Below are 13,457 nucleotides of genomic sequence, written 5' to 3' on the forward strand. Positions count from 1 at the left end.
TCAAGCTTTCCGCAGCGCGTCGGCTACGCGCAGCCGCGTGACCCATTGCACCGGTATCAGCGACACCAGCAATCCGAACAACACGCTGAGGATCAGGCCGCCTGCAACCGCGTTCCAGCCCATGCCGAAAGTCTGCAAAAAATTGCTCGCGCCGGGCGTGAGCAGGCGCACGGCTTCAAGTCCCAGAATCAGGCCGGCGATGCCGCCCGCCACTACCGGCAGCAGAGTTTCCTGCATGACCAGCAGGCTCAAGCGCAGGCGCTTGAAACCCAGCGCTCGGAACATGGCGAATTCCGCGGTGCGCTCTTGCACCGATTCGATCAGGGAATTGCCGATGATGAGCAGCAGACTGAAAAATACAGCGATGCCCACATAAATCACCATGGCGGTGACATTACCGAATTGACGCGCATAATCCACCGCCTCGGCGGTTTCCGGTTCCGTCAGCGTCTGAATGGAGGCATTCGCGAACAATTTATCTATCGCATCTGAAACCTGCGTAACATCACGTGGATCGCCGACTCGTACGCTGTAGGTGTTCACTTGGTCCGGCAGCGTGCCGCCGATGCCTTCCTGGACATACTGATAATGTCCCAAGAACAGACTCTGGAAAGTCGCGGGCAAGTCGGCTTGGTAAATGCCATCCACGTGAAAATACCAAGTGGTGCTGCCATCCTTGTGAGGCAGCTTCGACTGGATGGGAACGGTGTCGCCCACTTTCCAGCCCATGCGCTTCGCCAATGTCGGGCCGACAATCACGCCCTGACGGTCAGCGAACCAGGCTTCTCTTTGCGCCGCTGGCAGTTGGTATTCCGGATACACCTTGAGATAGTCGCGCGCTTGGGTGACGATGACATGCACGGCGTTTTTCGGATCCCTGAAATGGCCGGGGAAACCGTTAAAGTAGTCGACCGCAACCACGCCCGGCACGCTCACAATCTTGTCGTAATAACTAAGAGGCATGGGCGCACCCGGGGACACTGCGCTCAGCGTGTTCAGTCTTCCCGCGCTGGCGATACTCATCTCCGAGGTACCTTGGCGCACCGCCGCCAGCACGCTGAACAATACAAACGCCACCACCACGGACAGGAAGGTGAACAGTGTTTGCGCCTTATGACGTTTAAGCGCGCTCCAGATCAGCGTGGCGATATTCACGCTTCCGGCTCCTGGCCGAGCACACCCTTGTTCATGAACAGCGTGCGCTGTGCCTTGGCGGCGGCATGCGGGTCGTGCGTCACCATGATGATGGTCTTGCCGTGTTCGGTGTTCAGCAGTTGCAGCAACTCCAGGATTTCATCGCCGGCCTTGCGGTCCAGATCACCGGTCGGCTCGTCGCAGAGCAGCAGCGTGGGATCGGTGACGATGGCGCGCGCGATACCGACGCGTTGTTCCTGTCCGCCGGAGAGTTCCGAAGGCTTGTGCTTGGCGCGCTCCTCGAGACCCACGAGCGTCAAGGCCGCGCGCGCGCGTTTCTTGCGCTCGCCGGCACCGAGATGCGTGAGCATCAGCGGCAGCGCCACGTTCTGCTCGGCGGTCAGTACCGGCAGCAGGTGATACAGCTGGAACACGAAGCCCACGTGACGCGCGCGCCAGGCGGAGAGCGCGCTGTCGCTCAGTTTGCCGATGTCCTGGCCGTCCACGATCACTTCGCCGGCGGTCGGACGGTCGAGACCGCCGAGCAGGTTCATGAGCGTGGTCTTGCCGGAGCCGGACGGCCCCATGAGCGCAAGGAAATCGCCGCGCGGCACTTCGAGATCGAGGCGCTTCAGCACCTCGACGGTTTCGGAACCGCGCTTATAGAGCTTGGTGACGCCGCGCAGGCTCACCACTGTATCGGATTCTGTCTTCTTGCCAGCCACCACTGCGTTCATAGCGTTCTCCTGAAAACATCGCCCAAAGGTTCAAACTTCAAAAGCAGGTACACCAAGGTTTGCTCGGGATGGAGTTCTGCCTGCTGCAAAAACTGCCGGGTGTGATGCAGCGCCTGCGATATCCGCGGGGAGCACAGTACCGGCAGACAATACCATGCGATCGCGACGCCCAGCGTCAGCACCATGCCATGGCGCGCTTCCGTGCTCATGGCAATTCACTGCGACGCCACGCGCACGGCTTCACCGTCGTGCAATGTGGAGGGCGCAGTGGTTACCAGAGTTTCCCCGCCATTCAGGCCGGACACCACCGTCACCTGGCCATTGGCGCCGGGCAGGGTTTTCACGCTCTGTTGCTTCACCTTGCCGTCCACCACCAGATACACGTACTGACCGGAGCCGCTGCCGTGCAGCGCGCTTTGCGGGATGGAAATCGTGGCGGTCTGCGCCTGCGCCTTGGTGTTGGGCTCGGCGTAGAACCACACCTGCACGCCCATCTGCGGCAGGATGCGCGGGTCGAGCTTGTCGAAGGCGATGCGCACCTTGACCGTGGCTTTCTCCTTGTTGGCGGTCGGCACCACGCTGATGACGTGCGCGGGAATGTGCCAGTTGGGGTAGGCATCGAGCACCGCGTCCACGCGCATGTTGTTGTGCACGCGCTGGATGTAGGCCTCGTTCACGTCCACGTCGATCTCGAGCGACGTCATGTCCACCAGCGTGCAGATGCCGGTCTGGGTAAAGCCGCCGACCGCGGCGGGCGAAATCATCTCGCCGGGGTGCGCGTATTTCTCGGTGACCACGCCGTTGAACGGTGCGCGAATCACGGTGTAACTCAGAGCAATCTGCGCCGCCTGCAGGTTGTCCCGATCCACCTTGACCTGACCTTCGGCGTGTGCCAGCGCGGCCTTGTCCATGTCCACCGCCGCCTGGGCATTGTCCAAGTCCGCCTGGCTCATGAGGTGTTGCCTGGCCAGCGCCTTGGTGCGCGCGAGATTCTGCCGGTCCTTGAGCAGCTGCGCCCGGTTCTGGGCCACGAGAGCCTGATCGGCCAGCAACACGCTTTGCGCGGCGGCCAATGCGGCGCGCATTCCACGGTCATCGAGTCGCGCCAGTACCTCGCCCTGCTTCACGCGCATGCCTTCCTGCGCATACACCTCGGTAATCATGCCGGTGATCTGTGAGGACACCGTAGCCTGCTGTTCCGCCACCACGTAGCCGGAGGCGTTCAGGATGCTGCCGGAATTGGAATCGCCGCCCTGCACCGCCACCGTCTGGGCCTGAACGGCCACGGTACGCGGATAGAAGATCCACCCGCCGGCCACGATCAGCAACACGACCAATACGGCAATGATGCCGCCCAGCCACCATCCACGGCCGCCGCGGCCGGGCGCCGGGGCCGCGTCGCGGTCAATTTTCAGGGCGTTCAAAGCATCTTTCTTGTCCAAGGGCAGCGGCCTCGTATAAACATGGCGCTAAATCTAGATAGATACGGCAAGTCTCACAATCGAATTGTGACGAACCGTGGCCGGCATGGGACGAAGTGCGGGTTCACCCAAACAGATGCAACAACGGATCCCCCTTCGGCAACGATGTGTTGCATTACGCCGTCCAGACCGGCCGCTTGGTGGCCAACCACGGCACATCGCGATAGGTGTCGGCCACGAGCCAAACGCCAGCAGCGATCAGGAACGAAATGATGAATGCAGTGGTTGCCGTCCGGCCGGTATAAAGATCAGGCGCCCAGTAGGCGACGGCGATGATGCCCAGCATGACAGCTTCCGTGGTCGCGGCAAGCCGTGGCCAGACCCCGAACAGCAATGCCAGACACGTCGCGATGCTTCCAACCCCGGTCAGGCAAGCCCAGGCCATCGGGTCGGGCAACCACTGTAACCACGGTTGCATGACCTTGTCGCCGGCCTTCACCGCATCCACGATGACCTCGACGCCGATCATGGGCAGCGCGACGACGAGCAACCAGCGCGCGTCGCGAGTGCCACCCGATCCGGCCGCGAAATCAAAGCTTCGCGTCCCCGCATGCTTGGCGAACAGACACCACGCTCCGGCCGTGATGATCGCGATCTCCCCGAAACTGCCCCAACTGCCTGCATCCCGCGGGAAATGCACCACGACCGGGACGACCAGCAGCACGAGCCAGAGCACCATATATGGGAACAACACGCGGCACGTCGGTGTCAGCGTGCGTTTGAAGAGCAAGCCGAGGCCCAATGCCAGCTCAATGATGGCGCAGGCATACGCAATGATGGCGCGTGCCGGCAGGTGATGAATCGGAACTCGCTGCCACGCGAGCGCGAAATCGCCGTTGACGAGGCCCGTGATGCCCAAGGCAATCATGGCTGCGGCAAACAACACACGGCTGGGCTGTAGCATCGTATTCACGTTGTCACCTCCTGGTTCGTGGCTGGGGTGGGACGGAATGCCGGGCCGGAACAGGCCGGCTACGGAGTTATCACACCGCACCCAGGGCGGCGCGGGCTTTTTCGCGGTAGGAACGGCTCATGGTCAATTTGGCGCCGTCGTGCAGGATCACCACGCGGTCGCCGTTGAACAGCGGCTGGATTTCGCGGATGGCCTCGATGCGCACCATGGTGGAGCGGTGGATGCGCACGAACTTCGCGGGGTCGAGTTGGGTTTCGAGCTGATTCATGGTTTCACGCACCACGTGGGTGTCCTTGCCGGCGTGCAGGCACACATAGTTGCCGGCGGTCTCCAGCCAGTCCACGCTCTCGGAATTCACGAACACCGTGCGGCCCACGGATTTGACCGCGATGCGGCTCAAAAAGGTCGGTGCCGGAGCGCTTTCAGGCGCCGGCACGGGCGCGGCCGGCGGTTGCAGGTGTCGCTCGGCAAGATACTCACGCACGCGCTTCAATACCTGCGTCAGGCGCTCGCGATCGAAGGGCTTGAGCAGGAAGTCCACCGCATGGGCCGCGAACGCCGGCACCGCAAATTCGTCGAACGCCGTCACGAACACTACCGCCGGACGGCGCGGCGCGGGAATCTTCTCCAGCAGGGCCAGGCCGGTCATGCCCGGCATCTGCACGTCCAGCAGCAGCAGATCCGGCGCGAGCCTGTCAATGGCCGCGAGCGTCTGCTCGCCGTCGGCGCACTCGCCCACGATCTCCACGTCCTCGACCTCGGCGAGGTAGCGGCGGGTACGCTCGCGCGACAGCGGCATGTCGTCAACGATCAGCGTGCGGATTTTCATCGAACGCATAAGCCTCGTGGAAGGGAATGTAGATACGCGCGGTCAAGCCCTCGCCCGGTTGGCTGTTCAATTCGAGCCCGGCCAATTCTCCATAAAGATAGCTCAGCCGCGCGCGCGTGTTGCCAATGCCGATGCCCTCGCGCCCACCGCGCGGCGCCGCGATCACCAGGCCCCAGCCATTGTCCTCGATTTCGATCACCAGGCGCTCGTCTTCGCGCTGCGCGCGCAACCGGATACTGCCGCCGCTGCTGCTGCGGCCGATGCCGTGGGTCACGGCATTTTCCACCAGCGGCTGCAGGATCATGCCCGGCACGCGCGCGTTCAATACGTTGTCGGCAACATCGAACTGGATCTGCATGCGCCCGCGTTGCAGGGTTTGCTGGATGTCGAGATAGCGGCGCAGGAAATCCAGCTCGTCGCGCAAGGCGATTTCCTGCTGATGGCTGTCATCCAGCGACTTGCGCAACAGCCCGCTCAACTGGGTGATGGTGCGGTCCGCGGCTTCGGGATCCGTATAGCCAAGTTCGGATATCGCATTCAGCGTATTGAACAGGAAATGCGGATTGAGCTGGGTGCGCAGGCGGCGCAGCTCGGCGCTCACCAGTTGCGCCTTGAGACGCGTGTAGCGGCGCCACGACCACCCAATCTGACATGCGCACCAGAGCGCGACATACAGCGCGAGGCCGCGTGGCCAGCCTGAGGCCAACGCCGCGGATAAATCCGGCATCTGCAACACGTCCGCGAGTCCCAGCACCGGCCAGCTCCACCAGCGGACCAAAAGCAGCAGTACCAGTATCAGCACCACGCCAAAGGCCAGATGGGTTGCCAGCCAGGCGACACCCTGCAACCGGCGGCGGTTCAGCCAGGCACTGAATACCAGCAACACAAGTGCGCACGCAGCCCAACCCAGACTGGCCACAAAGGCTGCGCCGAGCGCCGTGTCCACGTACGGCGTCTCTCCGGCCGCCGCGCTGCGCAGGTAAAACCCGGGTGCGCACAACAGCGACAGGATGATCCAGCCGAGGACGACATACGCCACGTAGCGCATCCTGAAGCCCTTGCCGTCAGTGGACACTCGCGCCTCGCTTTATCCAGCTGCCGCGGAACCTGACAATTGTCACACCATTGGATCGTTAAAGACGCCTGCCGCTGCGCCCGAAACCGGCGACTCGCCCCATGCCGGCCACACTTCATCACATTCCGGTAGCGGTCGCCGCACCCGTACACTAGAGTCGCCGCAGGCCCGGCAGACGGCGGCACATATTCCGACATACGGCCGCGCCTTGCCAAGCTGAACCGAAGTCCTTACGCTTGGCGGCTCTTTTCAGCCTGTTTTTCGCGGGAAACCTCATGGATACTGAACTCGCGCGCGCGCAAATGGTCAAGCAACAGGTGCGCGCCTGGGACGTGCTGGACCTGCGGGTGCTCGACCTGCTGGACGTGTTACCGCGCGATCAATTTGTGCCACCCGCCTACCGCAAGCTGGCCTATGCGGACATGCAGATACCCCTGGCGCACGGCGAGGTGATGATGGCGCCCAAGGTGGAAGGCCGGCTGCTGCAGGCGCTGGACCCGCAGGCCGACGAGAGCGTGCTCGAGATCGGCACCGGCAGCGGTTTCGTGACGGCGTGTCTGGCCAGACTGGCGGGCGAGGTATTGAGCCTGGACATTCATGCGGACTTCAACGCCGGGGCGGGCCGGCTGCTCGCGGATCTCGGTATCCGCAACGCGACCCTGGAAACCCGCGACGGCACGCGACTCGACGGCATGACCCGCCGTTTCGACCTGGTTGCAGTCACCGGCTCACTGCCGGCCTATGACGCACGCTACGCCGAGCGCCTGAATGTGGGCGGCCGGCTGTTTGTCATCGCCGGCCAGCCGCCGATCATGGAAGCCCTGCTGATCACGCGGGTGACGGAAACCGCGTGGGCACGTGAAAGCCTGTTCGAGACTTCACTGCCGCCGCTGGTGAACGCACCCGTGCCCGCGGCGTTCCATTTCTGAGGGCATGCACGTGCCGGTGCGCTCGTTGACGCCGCACGAGGTCGCGGAACTGCAAGCGAAATCCGGCGACAGGCTGACGCTGCTCGACGTGCGCGAACCCTGGGAATATGAACGCGTGCATCTGCCCGATTGCCTGCACATTCCCATGGATGAAGTGCGCGTACGGCTCGCCGAACTGGATCCGCAGCGAACCTATGTGGTGCTCTGCCATCATGGCAACCGCAGCCAGCAGGTGGCTGCGTTTCTGCAGGCGCACGGTTTCAGCCAGGTGATCAATCTGGCGGGCGGCATCGAAGCCTGGGCCACGGAGCTGGCACCGCAAATGCCGCGCTATTGATTGGCGGCACCGCCGGTGTGCGCACGCAGCGAGTGGAAACAGTTTTTGCGGTCTGGCCGGCGACCGTTGCGCGGCACACAATTTAAGTGTTATATATGACTAATACACCCAGGTGTACAGGAGTTCAGGTGAACGCATTACGCAGTCTAGTGGTCATCCTCGTGGTGGCCGGATTCGCCGCTGCCACGCAGGCGCGCGGCGCAGATTTGTGGGACGTCTATCAGCTTGCGCTCAAGAACGATCCCACCTTCCAGCAGGCCGAGGCCAATTACCAGGCCACGCTCGAGAACAAACCGATCGCGCGCGCCGGTTATCTGCCGAACCTGAGCCTGAACGCTTCGAAGTCCTGGTCCACGACGTACGGCACCTCGCTCAACCAGACGGGCACCACGCCGACCGGCCAGCCGATCTTGGGCAACGTCTATAACAGCACGCCGGGGCGCGACACGCAGTACGGCCTGCAATTGACCCAGCCGATTTTCAACTGGGCCGCGTGGGAAAACATCAAGCAGGCAGACGCCTCCGTGGCGCAGGCCGAAGCCCAGTACTTTGCGGCGCAACAGGATCTGATCGTGCGCACCGCGACCGCCTACTTCAGCGTGATCACCGCGCGCGACACCCTGTCCGCCGACCATGCCGCCACCGAGGCCAACGGCAAACAACTGGAACAGGCCAAGGCCCAATACAAAGTCGGCACTGTGGCCATCACCAACGTGGAACAGGCGCAGGCCGCCTATGATCAATCGGTGGCCAACGAAATCGGCGCGCGCCAGCAGGCCATCAACGCCGAGGAATCGCTGCGCGCCATCACCGGCGAACCGGTCGGCGAACTGCAGGAGCCCGCGCCTGACATGCCGTTGCACAGTCCGGATCCCACCAGTGCGCAGCAATGGGTGGACACGGCACTCAAACAGAATCCCAACCTCATGGCGGCACAGGCCGCGGCCGAAGTGGCCGCCCGCACGGTCTCCATCAAGCGTGCGGGCCACCTCCCGACTCTGGGCCTGACCGCGAGTTACGGGCGTGACAATGCGACCGGCACCATCTTCAACACCTTCCAGACCAACCAGAAGCAGCTCATGCTGAATTTCAGCATGCCGTTGTTCTCGGGCGGCGGTGTAAGCGCGCAGGTGAGCCAGGCGCAGCATCAATACGACGCCGCGCAGGATCAGGCACAACTGGTCACGCGCCAGACGGTCCAGCAGGCACGCACCGCCTACCTGAGCGTGCTCACCGGCATCTCCCAGGTGCAGGCCTTGCGCCAGTCGGTGAAATCCAACCAGACCTCGTTGCAGGCCACGGAAACCGGCCTGCGCGTCGGTACCCAGACCATCGTGAACGTGCTGTTGGCCGTGCAGAATCTGGCCACCGCGCAGACCAGCTTTGCCCAGAGCCGCGACAACTATCTGATGAGCGTGCTGACACTCAAGCAGGCGGCCGGCATCCTCACGCCCAAGGACCTGCAACAGCTCAATGCGCTGCTCGTAGTACCCGCGCCCACCCCGGACCTGAATAGCATGGATGTGCCCCCCGAGGCAGCGACTTCGGTGCCGCCGCTGGGTGGCGGCGGCTGACCGGAGCCCGGGTCCGGCAAGCCTGACACACGCTGCGCCCGGTCACGACCGGGCGAGTTGTTCTTCCACCAATTTCATGGTGCGGGCGAGCGTGCCGCGGTTGGCATTCACGCTTTGTTGCGCCGCCTGCCCGATATGCTTGCGCGTGACCGGGTTGGCCGCCAGCCACAGGAACGCCTGAGCGAGCGCGGGCGCATCGGGCACGACGATCAACCCTCCGGCAGCGCGCAAGAGTTCCGCGATGTCCGTCACATTGTCGAGATGCGGACCGGCCAGGACGGGCAGACCGAGAGCCGCCGGCTCCAATAGATTGTGGCCGCCCACCGGCACCAAGCTGCCGCCTACATAGGCGACATCCGCCGCCGCGTAAAACCGCAGCAGCTCCCCGAGCGTATCCAGCACCAGCACCTGACCAGCCTTGAGCGGCGCCGCGCCCGCGCTGCGCCGGTGGACAACCAGACCTGTCGCCTTGACCAACTCGGCCACCAAGGCCCCGCGCTCGGGATGGCGCGGCGCCAACACCAGCGTGCAATCCGGTTGTTTGGCGAGCAGCGTCTGAAAGGCCTGCAGCAACAGCGGCTCCTCCTGTTCGCGCGTGCTGCCCGCTACAATCACGGTGGCGGCCGGGAACAGCCCGGCGCGCAGTGCCTGACCTTCGCCCATCAGCGTGTCGGGAAATTGCAGATCAAACTTCAGATTGCCGCCCACGCACAGACGTTCGGGAACCGCACCGAGCTGGCGAAAACCCTCGGCGTCGCCCTCGGTCTGCGTCGCGATCATCGCCACCTGGCGTGTGGCGCGGCGCATGAGCCGGCGAAAACGCCGGTAGCGATCCAGCGCCCGCGGCGACAGGCGTGCGCTCACCATGAGCAGCGGCACGCCGCGGCGCGTGCAGGCCGCGAACAGGTTCGGCCAGATTTCGGTTTCCATGATGATGCCGAGTGTCGGGCGGATGCACTTGAGCCAGCGGTTCACGCAAAACGGCAGGTCGTAAGGCAGCAGCGCGATCAGCGCGCGCCCGCCGAACAACGCCTGCGCCTGGTCACGGCCGGCGGCGCTGAAACTCGTGATCAGCAACGCGTGCTGCGGATAACGCTGGTGCAGAGATTTCACCAGCGGTGCGGCTGCACGGATCTCACCCACCGACGCACCGTGTACCCAGATGAGCGGGTTGCCGGACAACTGCGGCGAGCTGCCGAGGCGTTCACCGAGTTTGTCGGCATGTCCGGTCTGGCGTAGGCTGCGCCACATGAGCCAGCCCAATGCGAACGGCAGGAGCAACAGCAGGGTCAGCGAGTACAGCAGGCGCACGGTTATTGCTTGAGCACTTCGATGATGCGCGAGGTGGAGCGGCCTTCGAGGAACGGCAGCACGCGCACCTCCCCGCCGTTCTTGGTGACGCACGCGTAGCCCGCGACCTGTTGTGGCCGGTAATCGCCGCCCTTGACCAGGACATCCGGCAACACCCGGCAGATCAGGCGTTCCGGCGTGTCTTCCGAAAACGGCACCACCCAGTCCACGCATCCGAGCGCCGACAGCACGCGCATGCGATCGGCGAGCGCATTCACCGGCCGTTGCGCGCCTTTCAGGCGCTTGACCGAGGCGTCGTCGTTCACCGCCACGATCAAACGGTTGCCGAGCGCGCGCGCCTGCTCGAGATAACTCACATGTCCGGCGTGCAGGATGTCGAACACTCCGTTGGTCATGACCACGCGTTCGCCCAGGCTGCGCGCGTGACTGACGGCGTCCATGATCGCCGCTTCATCCAACACCCCGCCGCCGTTGCGCGTGTGGGCCGCGAGACGCAGCTCCGCCGGCGTAACGGAAGCGGCGCCGAGCTTGGCCACCACCAGGCCGGCGGCAAAGTTGGCCAGTGCCGCGGCTTCGGCAAACCCAAGGCCCGCGCCCAACCCGGCCGCCAGCAGCGCAATTACGGTGTCGCCGGCGCCGGTAACGTCGGAGACCTCGAGTGCATCGGCCGGCAGATGCAGGGGCGCGCGGCTGGCTTCGAGCAGCGTCATGCCACGTTCGCCGCGCGTCACCAAAAGCGCCTGCAAACCGAGCTCGGCGCGCAGCTTGTCGCCTTTGCCGACAATGGCGGCGTCGTCCGGGCAGTCACCCACCACCGCCTCGAGTTCGGCCAGATTCGGCGTGATGGCACTGGCGCCGGCATACTTGCCGAACTCGTGTCCCTTGGGATCGACCAGCACCGGCTTGCCGGCTTTGCGCGCCGCGGAAATCAGCTCCTGCACGCCGCTCAGGCTGCCCTTGCCGTAATCGGACAGAATCACGACCGCGGCATCGGCGAGCGCGCGCTTGAATTCCGGCAATAGCGGTGCGCCCGCAAGCCCGCCGAAGCTCTCTTCGAAATCCAGACGGATCAACTGCTGATGACGCGATAACACACGCAGCTTGGTGATGGTCGCGGAATTCTTCAAGCGTGTAAGCCGGCAGCGCACGCCGCGCTGCTGCATGCTCTCGGTCAGGGCCGCGGCCGCGGCGTCGTCGCCGGTGATGCCGAGCAGCGTGCAGTGCGCACCCAGGCTCGCCAGGTTCACCGCTACGTTGCCGGCGCCGCCGGGGCGTTCTTCGATGTCGCGCACGTGCACCACCGGCACCGGCGCCTCGGGCGAGATGCGTGCGGTCGCGCCGAACCAATAACGGTCCAGCATCACGTCGCCCGCCACCAGCACGCGCACCTGGTCGAATTGCGGGATGCGGATGTTCATGCCTGCCCCAAGCGCCGTGGGAAAACGCGCCGCATCATAGCATGCGGCCGGTGGCAGTCCGGCCCCTGTACCCGGTGTGGCGCGTGCCGCTACACTGCACGCATCCCGGCAGTATTTCATCCGCATGTCCGAACACCGACTGCATCCGCGTTACTGGTCCACCTGGCTACTGTATGGCCTGCTGCGCACAGTGGTACATCTGCCCTACGCCGGACAGCGCTGGCTGGGTGCTGGCTTGGGCACCATCCTCAGGACCGTGTCGCCGCGGCGCCGGCGCATCGCACAACTCAACATCGCACGCTGTCTGCCGGAACTCGATGCACGCGCGCAACGCGCTCTCGTAAAAAAACATTTCCACGCGCTCGGGTTGTCGTTCCTGGAAACCGCGGACGCGTACTGGATGCCGCGCAGGCGACTGCGCGCACTCGTGGAGTTTTCCGGCCTGGAAAACCTGCACGCGGCGCTCGCGCTGCAACGTGGTCTGTTGATGCTGACCGCCCATTTCACCACGCTTGAGATCGGCGGCGCGCTCATCCATTTCGAAGTGCCGCGTCTGCATGCCGTGTACCGGCCCAACCGCAACGCGCTGCTGGATGCACTCATCAAGCGCGGGCGCGAGCGCGTCGCTGAGCGCGCCATCCCGCGCCACGATGTGCGCGGCATTCTCAAAAGCCTGAAAGATCACATCCCGCTGTGGTACGCGCCCGACCAGGGCTACCGCGGAGCGCAAAGCGCCATGATCTCGTTCTTCGGCCATCCCGCACCCACCACCACAGCAACCTCACGGCTGGCGCGCACCAGCGGTGCGCCGGTGCTGCCGTTCTTCGCCGAGCGCCTGCCCGGCAACCGCGGCTATCGCCTGTGGATCGAACCCATGCTTGCGGATTTCCCCAGCGACGACCCGGTGGCCGACACCGAACGCCTGCATCGCGTACTGGAGCGGCAGATCCGGCGCGCGCCCGAGCAATATCTGTGGAGCCACGACCGCTTCAAAATCCTGCCCAGAGCTTAACCGCCGCGGTAACCTTCCAGCAGTTTGTTCCAGACGTTGGTCTGGATCACGCTGGACGGCGCAAGCTTGCGCAGCGAACGCCGCAGCCTGCGCAGGTTGGCGTGCTGCCACGCGGCGGCCGGCGTGCGGCGCAGGCTCTTGTCGAAATCAATCAGAAAAACACGCTCATGGTCATCGAGCAGGATGTTGTGCGCATTCAGGTCAGCGTGCTGCACGCCGGCCGCATGGAAGCGCTGCAGGCATGCACCGATGGCGCTCCACGGGAGGCCTTCGATGCCGGAAGTTTGCAGGCGGTTCGCCAGCGAGCGGGTGTCCGGAATCCGGCGCGTGATCAAATCGCCGCGGTACAGGAATCCGTGACGCCGCACCTGGGCCGCGAGCGGCTGCGGCACCGGCAATCCCTCTCTATATAAGGAATACAGCAACCGCCATTCGCGCCACGGCCGGCTGCGCTCCAGCCCGGTCCACGCGTAGTAATCGGTACTGAGCTTGGCCGCCCAGCCGCCACGGCGGTAGTGGCGCAGCACCCAATCGCCGTCCGTGCCCGTGACCATCCAGGTGTCGCCGCGCCCGCCGCCGGCGCCGCCACGTAAACGGCGTTGCCGTGCCCAATGCTGCGCGGAAAACCAGTCTGCGCCCGCATGGCCCGCGAGCTCATCCTCGTATAGGATGAATCCCCGTTCCGTAACCAGCGTGCGTTCAGCCAT

Annotated in this window: 14 protein-coding genes; 4 read left to right on the plus strand and 10 right to left on the minus strand. The window is 64.3% G+C overall.

The window, feature by feature from the left end:
* The 7 genes from VJR90_07720 to VJR90_07750 all read right to left on the minus strand — a co-directional run bounded on the left by VJR90_07720 (window position 1) and on the right by VJR90_07750 (window position 6,169).
* On the minus strand, window positions 1-1,155 hold the full coding sequence (locus tag VJR90_07720; protein HKV97355.1) for an FtsX-like permease family protein: 1,155 nt from the start codon (window positions 1,153-1,155) through the stop codon (window positions 1-3).
* A complete protein-coding gene (locus tag VJR90_07725; GenBank protein ID HKV97356.1) occupies window positions 1,152-1,871 on the minus strand; it encodes an ABC transporter ATP-binding protein in 720 nt (239 codons plus the stop codon). Before VJR90_07725 ends, VJR90_07720 begins: the two co-directional genes overlap by 4 nt.
* Entirely contained in the window at window positions 1,868-2,080 is a 213-nt protein-coding gene (locus VJR90_07730) for a hypothetical protein (protein HKV97357.1), read from the minus strand. The genes VJR90_07725 and VJR90_07730 overlap by 4 nt, the downstream gene beginning before the upstream one ends.
* A gap of 6 nt (window positions 2,081-2,086) precedes the next feature.
* Complete coding sequence (locus VJR90_07735; protein HKV97358.1) at window positions 2,087-3,313, minus strand: efflux RND transporter periplasmic adaptor subunit; 1,227 nt, start codon at window positions 3,311-3,313, stop codon at window positions 2,087-2,089.
* Window positions 3,314-3,467: 154 nt separating this feature from the next.
* Complete coding sequence (locus VJR90_07740; GenBank protein ID HKV97359.1) at window positions 3,468-4,265, minus strand: DoxX family protein; 798 nt, start codon at window positions 4,263-4,265, stop codon at window positions 3,468-3,470.
* Between the two features lie 70 nt (window positions 4,266-4,335).
* Window positions 4,336-5,094, minus strand: coding sequence for a LytTR family DNA-binding domain-containing protein (locus tag VJR90_07745; GenBank protein HKV97360.1), 759 nt, complete (start codon window positions 5,092-5,094; stop codon window positions 4,336-4,338).
* On the minus strand, window positions 5,069-6,169 hold the full coding sequence (locus VJR90_07750; protein HKV97361.1) for a histidine kinase: 1,101 nt from the start codon (window positions 6,167-6,169) through the stop codon (window positions 5,069-5,071). Before VJR90_07750 ends, VJR90_07745 begins: the two co-directional genes overlap by 26 nt.
* Window positions 6,170-6,444: 275 nt before the next feature.
* Between VJR90_07750 and VJR90_07755 the strand changes: the two genes are divergently transcribed.
* The 3 genes from VJR90_07755 to VJR90_07765 all read left to right on the plus strand — a co-directional run bounded on the left by VJR90_07755 (window position 6,445) and on the right by VJR90_07765 (window position 9,009).
* The gene (locus VJR90_07755) at window positions 6,445-7,098 is read left to right on the plus strand and encodes a protein-L-isoaspartate O-methyltransferase (GenBank protein ID HKV97362.1); all 654 of its coding nucleotides are present in this window, start codon (window positions 6,445-6,447) and stop codon (window positions 7,096-7,098) included.
* A gap of 4 nt (window positions 7,099-7,102) precedes the next feature.
* On the plus strand, window positions 7,103-7,435 hold the full coding sequence (locus tag VJR90_07760; GenBank protein HKV97363.1) for a rhodanese-like domain-containing protein: 333 nt from the start codon (window positions 7,103-7,105) through the stop codon (window positions 7,433-7,435).
* Between the two features lie 128 nt (window positions 7,436-7,563).
* Window positions 7,564-9,009: a TolC family outer membrane protein gene (locus tag VJR90_07765; GenBank protein ID HKV97364.1), complete on the plus strand. Its 1,446-nt coding sequence runs from the start codon at window positions 7,564-7,566 to the stop codon at window positions 9,007-9,009.
* A gap of 42 nt (window positions 9,010-9,051) precedes the next feature.
* On the opposite strand, the gene waaA is transcribed toward VJR90_07765, so the two are convergent.
* On the minus strand, window positions 9,052-10,320 hold the full coding sequence (waaA, locus tag VJR90_07770) for a lipid IV(A) 3-deoxy-D-manno-octulosonic acid transferase (GenBank protein ID HKV97365.1): 1,269 nt from the start codon (window positions 10,318-10,320) through the stop codon (window positions 9,052-9,054).
* Window positions 10,321-10,322: 2 nt separating this feature from the next.
* Window positions 10,323-11,738, minus strand: a complete 1,416-nt coding sequence (gene hldE, locus VJR90_07775) for a bifunctional D-glycero-beta-D-manno-heptose-7-phosphate kinase/D-glycero-beta-D-manno-heptose 1-phosphate adenylyltransferase HldE (protein HKV97366.1) — start codon at window positions 11,736-11,738, stop codon at window positions 10,323-10,325.
* Window positions 11,739-11,862: 124 nt separating this feature from the next.
* Between hldE and VJR90_07780 the strand changes: the two genes are divergently transcribed.
* The gene (locus VJR90_07780; GenBank protein ID HKV97367.1) at window positions 11,863-12,750 is read left to right on the plus strand and encodes a lipid A biosynthesis acyltransferase; all 888 of its coding nucleotides are present in this window, start codon (window positions 11,863-11,865) and stop codon (window positions 12,748-12,750) included.
* Here VJR90_07780 and VJR90_07785 read toward each other — a convergent pair.
* On the minus strand, window positions 12,747-13,457 hold the full coding sequence (locus VJR90_07785; GenBank protein ID HKV97368.1) for a 3-deoxy-D-manno-octulosonic acid kinase: 711 nt from the start codon (window positions 13,455-13,457) through the stop codon (window positions 12,747-12,749). The two genes, VJR90_07780 and VJR90_07785, sit on opposite strands and share 4 nt — an antisense overlap.

It is taken from the genome of Gammaproteobacteria bacterium (assembly GCA_035279405.1).
In the GTDB taxonomy this organism is placed as follows: domain Bacteria; phylum Pseudomonadota; class Gammaproteobacteria; order Natronospirales; family REEB76; genus REEB76.